The 19,744-nt window shown below is 67.6% G+C and carries 13 protein-coding genes; 8 read left to right on the top strand and 5 right to left on the bottom strand.

The genetic code is table 11. The annotated features are described in order from the left end of the window. Positions 1 to 73: 73 nt before the first annotated feature. A complete protein-coding gene (locus ACI766_RS22335; protein WP_023084573.1) occupies positions 74 to 2,137 on the bottom strand; it encodes a TonB-dependent receptor in 2,064 nt (687 codons plus the stop codon). Positions 2,138 to 2,600: 463 nt separating this feature from the next. On the opposite strand from ACI766_RS22335, the gene putA reads away from it, so the two are divergent. Together putA and putP are read left to right on the top strand one after the other, a co-directional pair. Then, positions 2,601 to 5,783, top strand: a complete 3,183-nt coding sequence (gene putA / locus ACI766_RS22330) for a bifunctional proline dehydrogenase/L-glutamate gamma-semialdehyde dehydrogenase PutA (protein ID WP_003085590.1) — start codon at positions 2,601 to 2,603, stop codon at positions 5,781 to 5,783. 311 nt (positions 5,784 to 6,094) lie between these two features. After that, positions 6,095 to 7,615: a sodium/proline symporter PutP gene (putP, locus tag ACI766_RS22325; RefSeq protein ID WP_003103073.1), complete on the top strand. Its 1,521-nt coding sequence runs from the start codon at positions 6,095 to 6,097 to the stop codon at positions 7,613 to 7,615. A 144-nt stretch (positions 7,616 to 7,759) separates the two neighbouring features. On the opposite strand, the gene ACI766_RS22320 is transcribed toward putP, so the two are convergent. Further along, complete coding sequence (locus tag ACI766_RS22320) at positions 7,760 to 8,689, bottom strand: LysR substrate-binding domain-containing protein (protein WP_023912739.1); 930 nt, start codon at positions 8,687 to 8,689, stop codon at positions 7,760 to 7,762. Positions 8,690 to 8,815: 126 nt separating this feature from the next. On the opposite strand from ACI766_RS22320, the gene azoR1 reads away from it, so the two are divergent. Genes azoR1 through ACI766_RS22305 form a run of 3 tightly spaced genes read left to right on the top strand, consistent with a single transcriptional unit; the run spans position 8,816 to position 10,985 of the window. Beyond that, positions 8,816 to 9,454, top strand: a complete 639-nt coding sequence (gene azoR1 / locus ACI766_RS22315) for an FMN-dependent NADH-azoreductase AzoR1 (RefSeq protein WP_087823782.1) — start codon at positions 8,816 to 8,818, stop codon at positions 9,452 to 9,454. 9 nt (positions 9,455 to 9,463) lie between these two features. Further along, complete coding sequence (locus tag ACI766_RS22310) at positions 9,464 to 9,769, top strand: DMT family transporter (protein ID WP_003103070.1); 306 nt, start codon at positions 9,464 to 9,466, stop codon at positions 9,767 to 9,769. A gap of 55 nt (positions 9,770 to 9,824) precedes the next feature. Further along, entirely contained in the window at positions 9,825 to 10,985 is a 1,161-nt protein-coding gene (locus tag ACI766_RS22305) for an AAA family ATPase (RefSeq protein WP_003123024.1), read from the top strand. Between the two features lie 4 nt (positions 10,986 to 10,989). On the opposite strand, the gene ACI766_RS22300 is transcribed toward ACI766_RS22305, so the two are convergent. Beyond that, on the bottom strand, positions 10,990 to 14,115 hold the full coding sequence (locus ACI766_RS22300) for a transglycosylase domain-containing protein (protein ID WP_029528597.1): 3,126 nt from the start codon (positions 14,113 to 14,115) through the stop codon (positions 10,990 to 10,992). A 154-nt stretch (positions 14,116 to 14,269) separates the two neighbouring features. Between ACI766_RS22300 and ACI766_RS22295 the strand changes: the two genes are divergently transcribed. Beyond that, positions 14,270 to 14,479, top strand: coding sequence for a hypothetical protein (locus ACI766_RS22295; protein WP_009875978.1), 210 nt, complete (start codon positions 14,270 to 14,272; stop codon positions 14,477 to 14,479). A 430-nt stretch (positions 14,480 to 14,909) separates the two neighbouring features. After that, complete coding sequence (locus ACI766_RS22290) at positions 14,910 to 16,325, top strand: amino acid permease (RefSeq protein WP_003103066.1); 1,416 nt, start codon at positions 14,910 to 14,912, stop codon at positions 16,323 to 16,325. Between the two features lie 125 nt (positions 16,326 to 16,450). Here ACI766_RS22290 and ACI766_RS22285 read toward each other — a convergent pair whose 3' ends face one another. After that, complete coding sequence (locus ACI766_RS22285) at positions 16,451 to 17,266, bottom strand: sulfite exporter TauE/SafE family protein (RefSeq protein WP_003159593.1); 816 nt, start codon at positions 17,264 to 17,266, stop codon at positions 16,451 to 16,453. A gap of 106 nt (positions 17,267 to 17,372) precedes the next feature. On the opposite strand from ACI766_RS22285, the gene ACI766_RS22280 reads away from it, so the two are divergent. Next, positions 17,373 to 18,161, top strand: coding sequence for an AraC family transcriptional regulator (locus ACI766_RS22280; RefSeq protein ID WP_003103062.1), 789 nt, complete (start codon positions 17,373 to 17,375; stop codon positions 18,159 to 18,161). Here ACI766_RS22280 and prpD read toward each other — a convergent pair. Continuing rightward, entirely contained in the window at positions 18,139 to 19,623 is a 1,485-nt protein-coding gene (prpD, locus tag ACI766_RS22275; RefSeq protein WP_003103059.1) for a 2-methylcitrate dehydratase, read from the bottom strand. The genes ACI766_RS22280 and prpD overlap by 23 nt on opposite strands. Between the last annotated feature and the right edge of the window lie 121 nt (positions 19,624 to 19,744).

The following is a 19,744-nucleotide window of genomic DNA, read 5'->3' as shown; positions in this document are numbered from 1 at the left end:
TACCGGGAGTGGTGTAGGACGGATAACGGCGCGGACGTCATCCGCCGAGCGAATTCGTCCCGCACGGCCTGTCTCAGAACGCCACCTTCACCCCCGCCTCGATGCCGCGTCCCGCCGCCGGCACCCGGTCGCGCAGGATCGAACTGGCGTAGCGCACGGTCTGGTTGGTCAGGTTGGTGCCCTTGACGAAGGCCAGCCAGCGGCTCTCGCCGAGGTCGAAGTTGTAGCCGAGGCTGGCGCCGAGGGTGGTGTAGCCGTCGGTGGAGAGTTCTTCCTCCGGCACGCGGTGCTGCGAGGCGGCGTGTTCGACGTCGACCCGCGCCTGCCACTGCTGCAACTCCCAGATCAGCGCGGTGTTCAGGCGCAGCGGGGCGATGCGTGGCAGCGGTTCGCCGGTGTCCTTGTTCTTGGCGCGGGTGTAGTCCCCGGAGAGTTCCAGGTCGAAGTTGCCGTACGGGCTTTCCAGCAGGTGGATGCGGTCCTGCGCCTCGACGCCGTAGAAGTCCGCGCGAACGCCGCTGTAGAGGTATTCCGGCAGCGCCTCGTCATCGCCGGCGGCGACCACTTCGCCTTCCTCGTTGCGATGGCGACCGCTGGCGAGCAGGCCGATGTAGTTGGAGAAGCGGCTGTAGAACACCCCGACGCTGCCCTTGTGCACGCCGTTGTCGAAGCGCAGGGCGAGGTCGGTGGAGACCGCCTTTTCCTTGTCCGCGTCGGCATCGCCTACCTCGTAGGTGCCGGTGGCGGCGTGCGGACCGTTGGCGTACAGCTCGTAGAAGGTCGGGGCGCGCTCGGTGTAGCTGAGGGTGGCGGCCAGCGACCAGGTCGGCGTCAGCTTGTACACCGCGCCGGTGGACAGGCTGCCGGTGGTGAAGCTCTGTGAACCGTCGTTCTCGGCGAAGCGCTCGTTGCCCTTGGCGTCGGGGTCCACGCGGGTGTGCTCCAGGCGGGCGCCGAAGCTGAGGTCGAGGCGGTCGCTGAGCTTCCATTCCTCCAGGGCGAACAGCGCGGCGCTGTCGGTTTCCGTGTGCGGCACGAAGGCTTCCTCGCCGAGGGCGGAGAAGCGGCTGTTGGCGAACTGCGCGCCGACCACCCCGTTCAGCGGGCCGAGCGGGCGGTGGCGGGCCTCGATGCGGCCTTCGTAGCCTTCGTTCTTGAAGGTGGTGCCGGTCTCGCCGTCCTCGATTTCCTTGTGCTCGTACTTGGTATAGGCGGCGTCCAGCTTCAGCGAGGTGAACGGGCCTTCGAGGTCGCGGATCTCGGAGGCGAAGGCGTAGCGGTCCTGCTGCATCTTCAGGCGCACGTCGTCCTCGGCCGGCGAGCCATAGTTGCTGTCGTAGCCGCTGTAGGAGAGGCCGGCGTAACCGTGCTCCCAGTGATAGGAGCCACCGACGGCGCCGCCGTCCTGGCGGCCGTCGCTGTTCTGCACCCGATGCTTGCCGGTGTCGCCGTCGATCTGCCGCTGGCGGCTGGAATGGGCGTAGCCGGGAATCCTGACGTCGTTGAACTCGCGGCTGGCGGCGTCCACGTGCAGGGCGAAGTTGCCGTCGCCGGCCTCCAGTGCGCCGGAGCGGCTACGGGTGGTGTCGGCGCCGCCGTAGCGCAGTTCGCCGCTGCCGTGGATGCCGTCGACGGGTTCGCTGGGGATGCGGTTGTCGAAGCTGTTCACCACCCCGCCGATGGCATTGCCGCCGTAGAGCAGGGCGGCCGGGCCGCGTACCACTTCCAGGCGCTCGACGCTGTTGGGGTCTTCCGGCACCGCGTGGTCGTAGGACAGCGACGAGGCGTCGAGCGCACCGATGCCGTTGCGCAGCAGGCGGATGCGATCACCGTCCATGCCGCGGATCACCGGTCGGCTGGCGCCCGGTCCGAAGTAGGTGGAGGACACCCCGGGCAGGCCGTTGAGGGTTTCGCCGAGGCTGCCTTTCTGTCGCAGGGTCAGCTCGTCGCCTTCGAGCACGCTGCTGGGCGTGGCGGGAGATTCGTTGCCCAGCGGGTTGGCGGTGATCACCTGGGAGGGCAATTCGCTGGGGCGGCCGTCGGCGCCGAGCGTTTCCCCCGAAACGATCAGGCAGGCCAGCGCCAGTGGCGTGAGAGGCCAGAGCGGACGGGAAGGGAAAAGGCCGGAAGAGGACATTGCGGGCTCCATGGTCATGGGTCGGACTTTTTTCAGGCCAAAGCGAACCCAGGCCCTTCCCGGAGGAAGGGCGACGGGGTCGGATCGGCGTATTTATTGGGATGTTATATTATTTCTTTTTGTGTCGGTAGACCCGCGTAGCCACTCTGCATGGCGTCGTGCCGACGTGCAGCGGCAATGTCCGCATGCCTGCCGGCGAAGAGGAACGGGAAAGTTCCGCAGCCAGGAGTTTTCCGCAAAAACTCCAGAGTCTTTCGCAAGAATCGCCCCTCTCGCAGCCACTACATTCCGCTATCCGCTGGTGCCTCGCGCCGGCGGAATGGGCCTGACCCATACTGATCCGTATTCCCGCGCCACAGGACGTGCCGCGCCGCCGGCACAACCCGCCGGCGGCGGTGCCCCGGGCAATGGACGCCTGGCCGGACTTCTTTCAATAACAATGGCTCCACAAGAGGAGGGCGTGATGTTCAAAGCCAGTCACGTCTTGCAGGGCGAGGACCAGACCCGGTCCGCAGCCGAATTCTTCCCTGTCATCAGCGCCAACTACGCGGTCGACGAGGAAGCCTACCTGGGCGAACTGCTGCAGCTCGCCGACCCCGGTCCCGACGGCATCGAGGCTATCCGCCGCAACGCCCGCGCACTGATCGAAACCGTGCGCAGCCGGGACAACGCCGTCGATACCCTCGACGCACTCCTGCGCCAATACAGCCTGGACACCCAGGAAGGCCTGATGCTGATGTGTCTGGCCGAGGCGCTGTTGCGTGTGCCTGACGCGGCGACCGCCGACGCGCTGATCCGCGACAAGCTGTCCGCCGCCGACTGGCAGCGCCATCTCGGCCAGAGCGACAACGTTCTGGTCAATTTCGCCGCCTGGGGCCTGGTGATGACCGGCAAGGTGGTGAACATCGACGAACGCACCGACGGCCGCGCCCCGAGCGTCATCAGCCGGCTGGTGCAGCGCTCTGGCGAACCGGTGATCCGCGCCGCGATGAACCAGGCGATGAAGCTGATGGGCAAGCAGTTCGTGCTTGGCCGGACCATCTCCGAAGCGCTGAAGAACGGTCGTCCATGCCGCGAGCAGGGCTACACCTATTCCTTCGACATGCTCGGCGAGGCCGCGCTGACCGCCGCCGACGCCGAGAAATACATGGCCGACTACCGCCAGGCCATCGACACCGTCGGCGCCGAGCCGCAGGTCGGTCCGGGGCCGCGGCCGTCGATCTCGATCAAGCTCTCGGCGCTGCATCCGCGCTACGAAGTGGCGCAACGCGAGCGGGTGCTCAGCGAGCTGTTCGCCAATGTCCTGGAACTGGCGGTGCGCGCGCGCAAGCTGAACGTCGGCATCACCATCGACGCCGAGGAAGCCGATCGCCTGGAGCTGTCCCTCGAACTCTACGAGAAGCTGATGCGCGACCCGGCCATCGCCGGCTGGGGCGAGTTCGGCCTGGTCATCCAGGCCTACTCCAAGCGCTGCCTGCCGGTGCTGGTATGGCTGACCCTGCTCGGCCGCGAGCTTGGCGCACGCATCCCGCTGCGCCTGGTGAAGGGTGCCTACTGGGACAGCGAGATCAAGCAGTGCCAGGTGCAGGGCGCCGATGGCTACCCCGTCTACACCCGCAAGGAAGGCACCGACACTTCCTACCTGGCCTGCGCCCGCTACCTGCTCAGCGAGCACACCCGCGGGGTGATCTACCCGCAGTTCGCCAGCCACAACGCCCACACCGTGACCGCCATCCTCGCCCTGGCCGACGAAGCCAGGGCCGCCGGCGGCGAGGAGCGCGACTTCGAGTTCCAGCGCCTGCACGGCATGGGCGACGCGCTGTACGACACGGTGATCGAGAAGTACCGCCGCAACGTGCGCATCTACGCCCCGGTCGGCGCGCACAAGGACCTGCTGCCGTACCTGGTCCGCCGCCTGCTGGAGAACGGCGCCAACTCTTCCTTCGTGCACAAGCTGGTGGACCCGCGCGTGCCGGTGGAGACGCTGATCCAGCACCCGGTTACCCAACTGCGCCAGTTCAAGACGCTGGCCAACGACCGTATCCCTCTGCCCCAGGCGATCTTCGGCGCCGGGCGGAAAAACTCCCAGGGCATCAACATGAACATCCAGAACCAGTGGAACGAGCTGGAGCTCGCCTACAAGCCGCACCTGACCCGCCAGTGGCAAGCCGCGCCGATCGTCAACGGCGAGAAGCTCTCCGGCCCGGCCCACGAAGTGCGTTGCCCGTACGACCTGGAGAGGCTGGTCGGCAGCGTCCAGTACGCGTCCGCCGAGCAGGCCGGCAAGGCCCTCGACGTGTTGCAGGCGGCCTGGCCGCGCTGGAGCGCCACCCCGGTGGACGAGCGTGCCGGCATCCTCGAGCGTCTCGCCGACCTGCTGGAAGCCCAGCGCGGCGAGCTGATGGCGCTGTGCACCCTGGAAGCCGGCAAGTCGTTGCAGGACGGTATCGACGAGATCCGCGAGGCGGTCGACTTCTGCCGCTACTACGCCCAGCAGGCCCGCCAGCGCCTGGTCCGCGAGGAACTGCGCGGCCCGACCGGCGAGCGCAACGAGCTGTTCTACGAAGGCCGCGGCATCTTCGCCTGCGTCAGCCCGTGGAACTTCCCGCTGGCGATCTTCCTCGGCCAGATCAGCGCCGCGCTGGTGGCCGGCAACACTGTGCTGGCCAAGCCGGCCGAGCAGACCAGCCTGATCGCCGCGCGCACCGTCGAACTGATGTTCGAAGCAGGCCTGCCGAAGGACGTTATCGCCCTGCTGCCGGGCGACGGCGCCACCCTCGGCGGCGTGTTCTGCCGTGACGCGCGGGTCGCCGGGGTGGCCTTCACCGGCTCCACCGACACCGCCCGCATCATCAACCGCCAACTGGCCGAGAAGCCCGGCGCCATCGCCACCCTGATCGCCGAGACCGGCGGGCAGAACGCGATGATCGTCGATTCCACCGCTTTGCCGGAACAGGTGATCAAGGATGCGGTACAATCCGCGTTCACCAGCGCCGGCCAGCGCTGCTCCGCGCTGCGCGTGATGTACGTGCAGCAGGACATCGCCGAGCGGGTGATCGAGTTGCTCAAGGGCGCCATGGCCGAGCTGAAGGTCGGCCCGACCGACGTGCGCGTCAGCGACGTCGGCCCGGTGATCGACGCCGAGGCCAAGGCCGGCCTGGAGCAGCACATCGCCGCGCTGAAGGCCGCCGGCAAGCTGATCGCCGAGACCAAGGTGCCGGGCAACCTGAACGGTCACTTCGTCGCTCCCGTCGCGTTCGAGATCAGCGGCATCGACGAGCTGAAGAAAGAGAACTTCGGCCCGGTGCTGCACGTGGTGCGTTATGCCGCGCAGGACCTGGAAAAGGTCGTGCAGGCGATCAACGCCACCGGTTTCGGCCTGACCATGGGGGTCCATAGCCGCAACGAGGAAACCGCCCGTCGCATCGAAGAGCTGGCGCGGGTCGGCAACCTCTACATCAACCGCAACCAGATCGGCGCGGTGGTGGGCGTGCAACCGTTCGGCGGCCACGGCCTGTCCGGCACCGGTCCCAAGGCCGGCGGGCCGAACTACCTGCTGCGTTTCGTCAGCGAGCGCACCACGTCGGTGAACACCACCGCGGTGGGCGGCAACGCGTCGCTGCTGTCGCTGGCCGACGCCGAGTGATACTCCGTTCCCGGGCGCCTTGGCGCCCGGGTCGGTTTCCGGGGTTCGCCGCAGCGAACGCCGAGGGAAATGACCGCCGTTCCGGTGCGTGCCCGGAACGGACCATAAAGGACGATTTTCCCTGCCCGACAGGGGAGGGATCGTGAGGCGTGGGCCTGTTCGGACTCGTTTGAGGCCACCCACGTTTCCGGCTTGCTCCGGCAAGCGCTCACGGAGTGACGCCACAAGCGCCATTCTGCCAACCAAGGGCCCGCTACCCGTTGCTTGCACACGCAAGGGCCCGGATAAAAACAAGCAATAGGGGAGTCCCTATGAGTGTCAATACGCCCACGCTGATCACCTTCGTGATCTACATCGCGGCCATGGTCCTGATCGGCCTGGCGGCATATCGCTCCACCAACAACTTCTCCGACTACATCCTCGGTGGCCGCAGCCTCGGCAGCTTCGTCACGGCGCTGTCCGCCGGCGCCTCCGACATGAGCGGCTGGCTGCTGATGGGCCTGCCCGGCGCGGTGTACCTGTCGGGCCTGTCCGAAAGCTGGATCGCCATCGGCCTGATCGTCGGCGCCTACCTCAACTGGCTGTTCGTCGCCGGCCGCCTGCGGGTGCAGACCGAGCACAACGGCAACGCGCTGACCCTGCCCGACTACTTCACCAACCGCTTCGAGGACAACAGCCGCCTGCTGCGGATCTTCTCGGCCCTGGTGATCCTGGTGTTCTTCACCATCTACTGCGCTTCCGGCATCGTCGCCGGTGCGCGCCTGTTCGAGAGCACCTTCGGCCTCTCCTACGAGACCGCGCTGTGGGCCGGCGCCGCGGCGACCATCGCCTACACCTTCATCGGTGGCTTCCTCGCGGTGAGCTGGACCGACACCGTGCAGGCCTCGCTGATGATCTTCGCGCTGATCCTCACCCCGGTGATCGTGATGCTCGCCACCGGCGGCGTCGAGCCGACCTTCACCGCCATCGAGCTGAAGGACGCGACCAGCTTCGACATGCTCAAGGGCGCCTCCTTCATCGGCGTGATCTCGCTGATGGCCTGGGGCCTGGGCTACTTCGGCCAGCCGCACATCCTGGCGCGCTTCATGGCCGCCGACTCGGTGAAATCGATCCCGGCCGCGCGCCGCATCTCCATGACCTGGATGATCCTCTGCCTCGGTGGCGCCGTGGCCGTGGGCTTCTTCGGCATCGCCTACTTCCAGGCGCATCCGGAGCAGGCCGGCGCGGTCAGCGAGAACCCCGAGCGGGTATTCATCGAGCTGGCCAAGATCCTGTTCAACCCGTGGATCGCCGGCGTGTTGCTGTCCGCCATCCTCGCCGCGGTCATGAGCACCCTGAGCTGCCAGCTGCTGGTCTGCTCCTCGGCGCTCACCGAGGACTTCTACAAGGCCTTCCTGCGCAAGGGCGCCAGCCAGCTGGAACTGGTCTGGGTCGGTCGCGCCATGGTGCTGCTGGTGGCGGTGATCGCCATCTGGCTGGCCTCCAACCCGGAAAACCGCGTGCTCGGCCTGGTGTCCTATGCCTGGGCCGGCTTCGGCGCCGCCTTCGGCCCGCTGGTGCTGTTCTCCCTGCTGTGGAAGCGGATGACCCGCAACGGCGCGCTGGCCGGCATGATCGTCGGCGCGGCGACGGTGATCCTGTGGAAGAACCTGTTGGGCTGGACCGGCCTGTACGAGATCATCCCCGGCTTCCTCTTCGCCAGCGTCGCCATCGTCGTCTTCAGCCTGCTCGGCAAGGCGCCTTCGACGAGCATGCTCAAGCGCTTCGACGATGCGGAGCAGGAGTACCGCGAGGCGCACCAGGGTTCCGCCGCTCCGGTAACCCAGCGCTGATCGAGCCTGCGGGCGGGTAAAGCGCCCGCGCATGGAGACGGCCCGCCCCGCAAGGTGCGGGCCGTCGTTTTGTCCGGCGGCTGCTGCGCCTGGCCGCGCAGGACGGATAACGGCAGCCGCGTTGTCCCTGTCCCGCCGCGCCGCTCAGGCGTCCCGCTCCAGCCGGCAAGCGTGCCCCGACTGTCGTGCCTCCAGCCTCAGCCATTCGAAGAATGCCTTCACCGGCGGATGACGTTCCCGTCCGGGCACGCATAGCGCGCTGTAGCCGGCGCCGTCGACACTGATATCCGCTCTGTAGGGTCGCAGCAGGCCGCTGGCGACGCTTTCCGAAACCAGGATCGAACTGGCCAGCACCAGTCCCTGGCCGGCGATGGCCGCCTGCAGGGCGTAGTGCTCCTCGTCGTACTGGCGGATCACCGGCTGGCCCTCCATCCAGTCTTCGCCGGCCTGCGCGCACCAGGCCTCCCAGCCGTGGGCGTAGAGCCTGGAGTTGTGCCAGCGCACGCTGATCAGGGTCGGCTGCCGTTCTGCGGCCAGGGCGACCTGGGCCGGCGAGCCGTAGACCGCGAAGCATTCGTCGAACAGGCAGAGACCGTAGAAGTTCGGATGGTCGTCGAGGCTGTAGCGGATCACCAGGTCGATGCTGGCGTCCTGGTGCAGGTCGAGGACTTCGCAGTTGGTGTCCAGGCGCAGGTTGATCTGCGGGTGCGCGGCGTAGAAGCGGCCGAGACGCGGCACCAGCCAGAGGGCGGCGAAGGCCGGGGTGGTGGAGACCGTCAGGTTGCCTACGCTGCGCTGCGGACGCAGCGTGTCGACGCTCTGCGAAATTTCCAGCAGGGCCCCGTGCAGGCTGCGGAACAGCCGTTCGCCACAGTCGGTCAGGCGCACTTTCCGTGGCAGGCGCTGGAACAGCGGAACGCCGAGCCAGGCTTCCAGCGAACGGATCTGGTGGGAAACCGCGGTTGGCGTTACCGCAAGCTCCTCGGCGGCGGCCTTGAAGCTCGACTGGCGGGCCGCCGATTCGAAGGTGCGCAACGCGGTCAGCGGCAGGGAAGCGAACATTGGAATCTCCATGGGTGAACTGAATTCACCCTGAACAACTATTGCTCATTTGTCGGGAACCCCCGCTGCCAATAATTTCTGGCTCCAGGAGAAGGGCCTTGAGGCCATTCGAGTCTAGCCGAATCCAAGGAGATACAGATGAGTAGAATTCTTGCAGTGCATGCCAGTCCGCGAGGCGAGCGCTCGCAGTCCCGGCGTCTCGCCGAGGTTTTCCTGGCGGCCTATCGCGAAGCCCATCCGCAGGCCCGCGTGGCTCGCCGCGAAGTCGGCCGGGTACCGCTTCCGGCGGTCACCGAGGCCTTCGTCGCCGCCGCCTTCCATCCCCAGCCGGAACAGCGTTCGCTGGCGATGCAGGCCGACCTGGCGCTGAGCGACCAACTGGTCGGCGAACTGTTCGACAGCGACCTGCTGGTGATCTCCACGCCGATGTACAACTTCAGCGTGCCCAGCGGCCTGAAGGCCTGGGTCGACCAGATCGTGCGCCTCGGGGTGACCTTCGATTTCGTCCTCGACAATGGCGTCGCCCAGTACCGGCCGCTGCTGCGTGGCAAGCGTGCGCTGATCGTCACCAGTCGCGGTGGCCATGGCTTCGGCCCGGGCGGCGAGAACCAGGCGATGAACCACGCCGATCCCTGGTTGCGCACCGCGCTGGGTTTCATCGGCATCGACGAGGTCACGGTGGTCGCGGCGGAAGGCGAGGAATCCGGCGGCAGGTCCTTCGAGGACTCCTGCGCCGAGGCGGAACAGCGCCTGCTGGCGCTGGCGCGGTCGGCCTGAGGAGCCGCCATGGCCTGGTTCCATCTGCTGGTGGCGGCGGCCTTCGAGGTCGCCTTCGCCATGGGCATGAAGTTCTCCAACGGCTTCGGCAGACTCTGGCCGTCGTTGCTGACGGTGGTCGCGGCGATCGGCGGGATCTATTTCCTGACCCTGGCGCTGCGCGAGTTGCCGGTCAGCGTCGCCTATCCGATCTGGACCGCGATCGGCTCGCTGGGCACGGTGTTCCTCGGCGTCCTGCTGCTTGGCGAGAGCCTGACGGCGGTGAAGCTGGTTTCTGTCGGGTTGATCGTCGCCGGGGTGGCCGGGCTCAAGTAAGCGATGCGGCATTTGGCCTACAATCGGCCGCGTTTCCGTTCCTTCGAGAGCAGCCATGCTGACCACCCTGGCGGTGTCCAACTACCGCACCCTGCGCGACCTGGTGATGCCGCTGCGGCGCCTGAACCTGATCACCGGCGCCAACGGCGCCGGCAAGTCCAACGTCTACCGGGCCTTGCGCCTGCTGGCGGACAGCGCGCGCGGCGAAGTGATCCCGTCGCTGGCGCGCGAGGGCGGCCTGCCATCGACCCTGTGGGCGGGACCGGAGGACATCAGCCGGGCCATGCGCAGTGGCGCCCAGCCGATCGAAGGCAGCGTGCGCCGGCAGTCGGTGAACCTGCGCCTGGGCTTCGCCGGGGAGGATTTCGGTTATTGCATCGACCTCGGCCTGCCGGAGCCAAGCCAGAGCAAGTTCGGTCTCGACCCGGTGATCAAGCGCGAATGCATCTGGGCCGGCCCGTTCCTGCGCCCGGCCAATGTCCTCGTCGACCGTCGCGGGCCGTTGTTGCGCGCACGCGGCGGCGGTCGCTGGGAAGTGGCGGCGCAGCACCTCGCCACCTTCGACAGCATGCTGGGCGCGGCGGTGGACCCGCGACAGGTGCCGGAACTGCTCGGCCTGCGCGAGCGGATCCGCTCCTGGCGCTTCTACGACCATTTCCGCAGCGACGCCGAGGCACCGGCGCGGCGGCCGCAGATCGGCACCCATACGCCGGTGCTGGGCGCCGACGGCGCCGACCTGGCCGCGGCCCTGCAGACCATCCGCGAGATCGGTGATGCGGCGGCGCTGGACGAGGCGGTGGACGATGCCTTTCCCGGCAGCCGCCTGCACATCGACAACCCGGGAGGGCGCTTCGAAGTGCTGATCGAGCAGCCCGGCCTGCTGCGGCCGCTGCGCACCGCGGAGCTGTCGGACGGCACCCTGCGCTACCTGCTGTGGATCGCCGCCCTGTTGTCGCCGCGGCCGCCGGCGCTGCTGGTGCTCAACGAACCGGAAACCAGCCTGCATCCCGACCTGCTGCCGGCCCTCGGGCGCCTGGTCGGCCAGGCCGCGCAGCACTCCCAGGTGCTGGTGGTGTCGCACGCCGCGCGGCTTGTCGCGACGCTCGAAGAGCACCCGGAATGCCATTCGCTGGGGCTGGAGAAGGACTTCGGCGAGACCCGCATCCAGGGGCTGCGCGAGCTGGACCGACCGGCCTGGTACTGGCCGGTGCGCTGAACCGCTACAGGCGGCCGATCTGTTGCGGCGACAACGGTACCTGGCAGCGGGTGGCGGTGCGTGGGTCGAGGTAGTCCCTGAGGAGCGGTGCCATGCCCTTGAGTACCTGCACTGGCAGGGCCGAGGTGAACTTGAACTGGCTCGACTCGCTGCCGTCGACGTAGGCGGTGAGGGTACCGAAGTGCCGCGGGCCGATGTAGAAGACGAAAGTGGCGGTGCGGTTCAGTGCCTTCGAACTGCGCACGTGGCCGCCGGCGCTGAAGGTCTGCAGGCGGTTGTCGCCGGTGCCGGTCTTGCCGCCCATCACCAGTGGCGCGCCGTCCGGACGGCTGAAGGTGCCTTGCAGGCGCCGCGCGGTGCCGGCGTCGACCACCTGGGACAGCGCGTTGCGCAGGGTCGTGGCGACCTCCGAGGTCATCACCCGCTGGCCGAGGGTGGCTTCCGGGGCGAAGCGCGTCTCGTAGGGCGTACCCAGGGCGAAGTCGAGGTGCTCCAGGCGCAGGGTCGGCATGCGCACGCCATCGTTGACGATGATCCCCATCAGTTCGGCCAGCGCCGCCGGGCGGTCGCCGGAGCTGCCCAGGGCGGTGGCGTAGGAGGGCACCAGGTGATCGAAGGGATAGCCGAGTTTCTTCCATTGCTGGTGCAGGTCGAGGAAGGCCTCCACCTCCAGCAGGATGCGGATGCGCTTGTCGCGGGCGTTCTTGTGCCGCGACTTGAACAGCCAGCCGTAGACCTCCTTGCGCTCGGCGCCGCTGGCCGCCACCGCCTCGCCGAAGGTCGCCTGCGGCTGCTTCTGCAGATAGCCGAGCAGCCATAGCTCCAGCGGGTGCACGCGGGCGACGTAGCCCTGGTCGTTGAGGTTGAACTTGCCCGGGCCGTAGCGCTCGTACAGCTCGGCGGCGCGCTTGTCGGTCAGGCTGCCGTGGGGCAGGCGTTCGCGGAGGAAGGCGCTGAAGCTCGCCAGGTCGGCCTGTGGCTGCAGGTAGCGGTGGATCGCGGCCAGCCGCACCGGCCAGGGACGCAGGCCGTCGAGGAAGGTCTCCAGGCGCTGGTTGGCGTCCTTGTCGCGGTACTTGACCCAGAAGCGGCGCAGGTAGACCTGGCTTTCCTTGTCGACGAAACGGTCGAGGTAGTCGGCGCGGCGCGGGTCCTTGTCGTCGGCCAGCAACTGCACCTTGCTCCCGGCGTTCTGGTAGATATCGTGGCGGATCAGGTCGCGCAGCAGGCGCACGAAGGGCAGGTTGATCGATTCGCGCAGGGCTTCCAGCAGCATCGGCCGGCGGCCGTTGTCTTCCTTGCGGAAGTTGTTGAAGGTGTGCAGCCCGCCGCCGGTGAAGAAGCTCTCGTAGGGGCTGGCCGAATAGCGCCGTTCCATGGCCGCCTGGAGCATCGCGGAAAGATCGCGGTCGCGGCTGGCGACCAGGTAGTCGATGCCCCAGCGGAGGATGAAATCGAGCGGCTCCACTTCCACCTTGCGCAGCTCGGCGACGCTCATGCCGCCATAGTCGCGGTGGATCTGCGCGACGGTCTCCAGGTAGCTGGCCAGCACCCGTAGCTTGGCGGTGGAGCCCAACTCCAGCTTGCTGCCTTCGTTGATGTCGAAGGGCTGGTCGGTGTTGTCGGTCTGCACCCGCACCTGGTTGCCGCTCGGCGTACGTTCGAACAGGGTGAAGCTGTAGCGTACCGAGCGGGTCGAGGTCGGGGTCAGCAGGCGTTCGCCGATCAGCCCGAGCTGGGCGGCGTAGTCCGGGTCGGCGAGTTTCTGCAAGTAGGCGGTGACGCTTTCCTGCAACTCGTGCTGGAGGGTGGTATTGGCCCGCAGGTCGAGACGGTCGAGGTCGTACAGTGGCACGCCGAGCATCCCGGCCAGGCGGGTGCGAGCCAGGGTCACGCCCTTGTTGGTCGGCAGCGGTTGCACCGTCGGCTGGCTGCGTGGGTCGCGGAACGCCAGCTTCTGCGCCAGCGCCGCATCGCGTAACGGCGCCTCGATGACGCCGGCCTGGGTCAGGACCCGCAGGTGGCTGTCGGTCATCCGGTCCAGCTCGTCGCGGCCGCGCGGCGCCAGATAGAAGGAAGGCCGGCGGTGGGCGATCATCAGCGCCAGCACCTGGCGCAGGGCCAGGCCCTGGGCGGCGAGTCCGGCCTTGCCGTCGAGTGCCTCGCCGACCTGCCGGTAGTCGGCGCCGTACCAGACCCACAGGCCATCGGCCAGGCCGGTGACCTCGCCGTAGCCCGGCGCCGCCGACAGCGGCACCGAGTTGAGGTAGGTGAGCACGATGTCCTGGCGCGCGGCGAAGTTGGCCGGGCCTTCGCGATAGCTGCGTACGCTGGCCGAGAGCATCTGCCGCAGCTTGTCGCCGATGCTGCCGGTGCGCCCTTCGGCAGAGTGGCGGTATTTCTCGATCTGGGTCGCCAGGGTGCTGCCGCCGGAGGAGTGCGCGCTGAAGCCGAGCATCTTGCCGACCTGCGACAGCGCCGCCTGGGTGAAGCGACCCCAGTCCACCGCCGGGTTGAGGTAGGGGCGTTCGTGATCGAGCAGGTCGCGGTTCTCGATGAACAGCAGGCTCTGCACCACCAGCGGCGGCAGGCTGGCGAAGTTCGCGTAGCGCCGTTGCGGATAGCGGAAGTCGTAGATCGGCACGCCGCGGCAATCGGCGATGTCCAGCCCGGCCTGGGCCTTTTCCGCGTAGGGCGGGAACAGCCGGTGTTCGGCGTAGCGCATCAGTGCCGGGGAGAAGTGCGCCTGGCGGGTGATGGCGTAGTCGCGGTCGTACAGGCGCTGCATGAACGAAGGCAGCAACTGGTAGCCGAGGCGGCGGTCGAAGGGGCCGTCCGCCGGGAACAGGATGGCCTCGCTGGGACCCTGGCGCACCTCGTAGTCCAGGGTCGCGGCATAGCGTGCCAGCTCGCGTGCCTGCAGCCGCGAGGTGTGCGCTTCGTGAAGTACCACGATGCCCACCGCGGCGAGGATCGGCAAGGCGAAGCCGATCAGCATCAGGCGTTGGCGGAGACGGCTTTTTCGAGGAGAAGCGGAGGCAGGGAGACTGCAGGGTTGCAGCTCGGAAGGGTCGTTCGTGGATCGTTCTGATGCACCCATGCTCGCACCGCCTGTAGCTGCGCAATTCATCCGCACCTGGGGGGAAGTCTAGTTGTCCCGCTGCAACCCTGCTGTCATTCGTGCAAGGAAAATCTCCCCGGTGGCAATCGGACGACCGAGGATTGGAGCGGCGTGGCGCAGGGGTTAGAGTGTCTGTCTGAGTTCCTTGTGTTTCGGGTCCGGAATGTCGATGCGCACACTTTTTCCCCTTCTCGTCGGTGTCGTCCTGGCGGGTTTCTCCGGCCTCGCGGCGCAGGCCGCGCCGGCGCCCTTCTACAAATGGCAGAGCAAGCTCGACGGCCAGGTCGCCTGCATGCAGACCTCGCCGGGAGACGGCTGGGTCAGGCTCGACGGCCCCTACCGCGATCTCCGCTGCCGCGAACCCCTGCGCTGACCCCATGCAGCGCAGCCGGCTGCTCGAGCGCAGCTGGCGCCTGCAAGGCCAGCGCGAAACCGTCCACTCCCGGCTCGGCCGGCCGCTGTCCCTGCTGCTGCGCGCGCGGCCCAGGGAGTGAATCCATTCAGCGTTGGCGGTCCTTACGCCTTTGGTCCAGTTGCCCCATCGCGGGGCATGACGGCCTTGAAATCTTGTGTAAAACTCCGGCCCGACCTCAGTTGTAGTCGACTCCCGCAATGCCCACGTCCGCTCCACGAGAGCGGACAGCCTCTTCCGGTGTGCAGTCCTGGAACCTATGACGCCCCGTCGTCGCCCGCTGTGCGGTATCGCGCAGGGGCCGCGCCGTTGGTGAAATCCGCTTCCCTACCCCGACCGCACGAGCGAGTCCGCAACTGATCTATCTCAATAACAAAATGAGGTTGTTCCCATGTCGTCTGTCGGCGAACAGAAGGTTCAAGACGGCTCCCTGAAGCGCGAGCTCGGTGAGCGACACATCCGCCTGATGGCGCTCGGCGCCTGTATCGGCGTCGGCCTGTTCCTGGGCTCGGCGAAGGCCATCCAGATGGCCGGCCCGGCCATCATGATCTCCTACATCCTCGGCGGCCTGGCGATCCTGGTGATCATGCGCGCCCTCGGCGAGATGGCGGTACACAATCCGGTGGCCGGTTCCTTCAGCCAGTACGCCAAGGACTACCTGGGCCCGCTGGCGGGCTTCATCACCGGCTGGAACTACTGGTTCCTCTGGCTGGTGACCTGTGTCGCCGAAATCACCGCCGTCGCCGTCTACATGGGTATCTGGTTCCCCGACGTGCCGCGCTGGATCTGGGCCCTGGCGGCCCTGGCGAGCATGGGCACGATCAACCTCATCGCGGTGCGTGCCTTCGGCGAGTTCGAGTTCTGGTTCGCCCTGATCAAGATCGTCACCATCCTGGCGATGGTGGTGGTCGGCATCGGCATGATCGCCTTCGGCTTCGGCAACGACGGCATCGCCACCGGCATCTCCAACCTCTGGGCCCACGGCGGCTTCATGCCCAATGGCATCCAGGGCGTGCTGATGTCGCTGCAGATGGTGATGTTCGCCTACCTCGGGGTGGAAATGATCGGCCTCACCGCCGGCGAAGCGCGTAACCCGACCAAGACCATTCCCAGCGCGATCAACTCGGTGTTCTGGCGCATCCTGCTGTTCTATGTCGGCTCGCTGTTCGTGATCATGTCGCTCTATCCGTGGAACGAGATCGGCACCCAGGGCAGCCCCTTCGTGATGACCTTCGAGCGCATGGGCATCAAGACCGCCGCCGGGATCATCAACTTCGTGGTGATCACCGCCGCACTGTCGTCCTGCAATGGCGGCATCTTCAGTACCGGGCGCATGCTCTACAGCCTGGCCCAGCATCGCCAGGCCCCGGCCTTCTTCGGCAAGGCCTCGCGCAGCGGCGTACCGCGCCGGGCGCTGATCCTGTCGATCCTGGCGCTGCTGCTGGGCGTGTTGCTGAACTACCTGGTGCCGGAGAAGGTATTCGTCTGGGTGACTTCCATCGCCACCTTCGGCGCGATCTGGACCTGGGCGATGATCCTGCTGGCCCAGTTGCGCTTCCGCAAGACGCTCAGCCCGGCCGAGTGCGACAAGCTGCAATACCGCATGTGGCTGTACCCGGTCAGTTCCTACCTGGCGCTGGCGTTCCTGGTGATGGTGGTGGTGCTGATGGCCTTCTTCGAGGACACCCGCATCGCCCTCTACATCGGCCCGCCGTTCATCCTGCTGCTGACCGTCCTGTACTACGCCTTCAACCTGGCGCCGAAGGAGCCTGCCGGCACCGGCTCGGTAAGCCGCGCGGCGTCCTGAGCGGTGTAGCGCCGGAAAAGAAAAGGGGCCTCGGACGAGGCCCTTTTTTCGTTGCGCCGATATCCGGTCCGGTGCATCCGGCGGATAATGCCGTTGGCGTTATTCGCCCTACCCAGGCTGGGGCATCAGCCCGCCAGCATGCTCAGCATCACCGCCGCCAGCAGGCCGACGTACACCCGTGCATGCAGCGCATCGGGAATCCGCCCGATCAGCGGGGTCGCCAGGCGGATGCCGAGCCAGCCGCCGCCGGCCAGGGTGGCGAAGGCCAGCAGGTCGATGTAGCCGACGAAGCCTCGGCCCAGGCCTTGCTCCTGGTAGCCGGCCAGGACCAGGTAGGTAAGGGTGCCGCCAAGAGCCACCGGCAGGCTCAGCGGGTTGGCCATGGAGGTCGCCTGGGTCATGCTCAGCCCGCAGCGGCGCAGCAGTGGTACGGTCATCACGCTGCCTCCGACGCCGAGGAAGGTGGCGATCGCACCGATCAGCGTTCCGCCCAGGCGCGTCTCGCCGACGCCCAGCGGCCGCGCCTGGCGCTCCTCGGCGCGGCTGAGGAAGCCGCGACGCAACAGGCAGTCGAGGATGGTGATGGCGAGGTAGGCGACGAAGGCCAGGCGAATGAAGTCGCCGCTGGCCAGGCCGACCAGCGCCGCGCCAAGCACCGCGCCGATACCGATGTACGCGCCCAGCGGCCAGACATAGGCGCGCAGCAGGCTGCCGGCGCGCCGGTGGCGATAGGTGGCGAGGGCGGCGTTGACGATCATCACGCAGGTCGAGGTGGCCACCGCGACCTGCATGGCCGCCTGGGCCAGCGGGTCGTCGGCGGCGCGACCGAGTTGCAGCAGGTGATAGAGCAGCGGCACCACCACGAAGCCGCCGCCAAAGCCGAACAACACGGCGCTGACCCCGGTGAGGCAGCCGCAGAGAAAGAGCAGGAGATAGAACATGGCGGGTTTCCGGAGCGAGAGCGGAAGGCCAGCTTAGGCGTCCCGGGACTGGCCCGCTTCGCGAGGTTGGCCAATACTATTCGCGTTTCGGCCAGGTGCTTCGACCATGCGCAACGCTTCCATCGAGCAGTACGACGCCACGCCCCGGGCCGTGGTGGCCATGGGTACCGACTATCCCGACGGCTACCTGCTGCCGCGCCATCGGCATCGTCGCGCGCAATTGCTGTACGGTGCCAGCGGGGTGATGCAGGTGCGTACCGGCGACGCCGGCTGGGTGGTGCCGCCACAGCGCGCAGTGTGGATTCCGCCGGGCGTCGAGCACGAGGTGCGAATGCTCGGGGTGAGCACCCGCAGCCTGTACATCGAGCCCGGCAGCGCCATGGCGATGCCGGCGCACTGCCAGGTGCTGGCGGTGTCGCCGCTGCTGCGGCAACTGTTGCTGGCGGCGGTGGACATGCCCCTGGAATACGACACCGAAGGTCGCGACGGCGCGTTGGCGACGCTGTTGCTCCATGAGCTGGCGGCGGCCGAGACGCTGCCGCTGCACGTGCCCTTGCCGCCCGAGCCGCGCTGGCTGGCGCTCTGCGAGGCGTTCCTCGTCGAGCCCGACATCCGCGCCAGCGCCGAACGCTGGGCCGGGTTGCTGCATACCAGCCTGCGCAGTTTCAACCGCACCTTCCGTCGCTACACCGGCCTCAGCTTCGGTGCCTGGAAGCAACGCGCCTGCGTGGTGCAGGCACTGGCGCGGCTGGCCGGCGGCGAAACGGTCACCGCCATCGCCCTGGACTGCGGCTACCAGAGCCCGGCAGCCTTCTCGACCATGTTCCGCCGGGTCCTCGGCCAGCCGCCCAGCGCCTTCCAGGCGGGCGCGCTCAGATCGCCAGGAGGTCCATGAAGCGGTTCACCGGCGTGGCTTCCAGCGATGCCTGGTGGCTGCACAGGTCGAAGATCCTCTGGCAGCGCTGCGGCGGGAAGCGCGTGGCCAGGTTGGCCTTGAACTTCTCCTGCAGCAGCGGGATGCCTTCGGCGCGCCGGCGGCGATGGCCGAGCGGGTACTCCACGGCGACCTGGCCGGTGCTGCTGCCGTCGTCGAAGAACACTTCCACGGCGTTGGCGATGGAGCGCTTGTCCGCCTCCAGGTATTCACGGCTGTAGCGCGGCTCCTCGACGATCTCCATTTTCTCGCGCAAGCGGTCGATCAGCGGGTGGGCGGCGTGGAAGGCGTCCTCGTAGTGCTCGGCCACCAGGTCGCCGAAGATCAGCGGCACGGCGGTCATGTACTGCAGGCAATGGTCGCGGTCTGCGGGGTTGGCCAGCGGGCCGACCTTGGAAATGATGCGGATCGCCGACTCGTGGGTGGTGATGACGATGCGGCTGATCCGTTGCAGGCGGTCCTTCACCAGCGGATGCAGGCGCACGGCGGCCTCGGCGGCGGTCTGCGCGTGGAATTCGGCGGGGAAGCTGATCTTGAACAGCACGTTTTCCATCACGTAGCTGCCGTAGCCCTGGGGGAAGCTGAAGCGCCGCTTGTCCTCGGGCTTGGTCGCCAGGTCCTTGCTGGTGTGGCTGAACAGGACATCGTAGAAACCCCACTGCGGCGCGCTGAGCACGCCGGGGATGCCCATCTCGCCGCGCAAGGCGATGTCCGCCAGGCGCACGCCGCGGCTCGTCGCGTCGCCAGCGGCCCAGGACTTGCGCGAGCCGGCGTTCGGTGCGTGACGGTAGGTGCGCAGGGCCTGGCCGTCGACGAAGGCGTGGGAGAGGGCGGCCAGCAGTTGCTCGCGGTCGGCCCCCATCAGCTTGGCGCAGACGGCGGTGGACGCGACCTTGACCAGCAGCACATGGTCGAGGCCGACGCGATTGAACGAGTTCTCCAGGGCGATCACGCCCTGGATCTCGTGGGCCATGATCATCGCTTCCAGTACCTGGCGCATGCTCAGCGGCGCTTCGCCGTTGGCCAGGCGTTTCTGCGAGAGGTGGTCGGCGACGGCGAGGATGCCGCCGAGGTTGTCCGAGGGATGGCCCCACTCGGCGGCCAGCCAGGTGTCGTTGTAGTCCAGCCAGCGGACGATGCAGCCGATGTCCCAGGCGGCCTTGACCGGGTCGAGCCGGAAGGAGGTGCCCGGCACCCGCGCGCCGTGCGGGACCAGGGTGCCCTCGACCAGCGGGCCGAGGTGCTTGGTGCATTCCGGGAAGCGCAGCGCCAGCAGGCCGCAGCCGAGGGTATCCATCAGGCAGTTGCGGGCGGTGTCCAGGGCCTCCGTGGAATCGATGCGGTAGTCCAGCACGTAGTCGGCGATGTCCTGCAGGACGGCGTCGTAGTCGGGACGTTGGTTGAGATCGACGTTGGCACTCATCGCGTACTCCAGTGGTTCGTAAGTGGTGGGTTTCCTCTCGGTCAGGCTGGTTCGGGGATGGTTTTTCTTGTCGTGGCTGCAAGACGCCCCGGCCTTTCGCGGTGGCGGAAGGCCGGGGCAA

It is taken from the genome of Pseudomonas sp. DL (genome assembly GCF_047199225.1).
Lineage (GTDB): Bacteria > Pseudomonadota > Gammaproteobacteria > Pseudomonadales > Pseudomonadaceae > Pseudomonas > Pseudomonas aeruginosa.
Note: the sequence above shows the minus strand (reverse complement) of the source record. Positions and strands in the feature narration are given on the sequence as shown.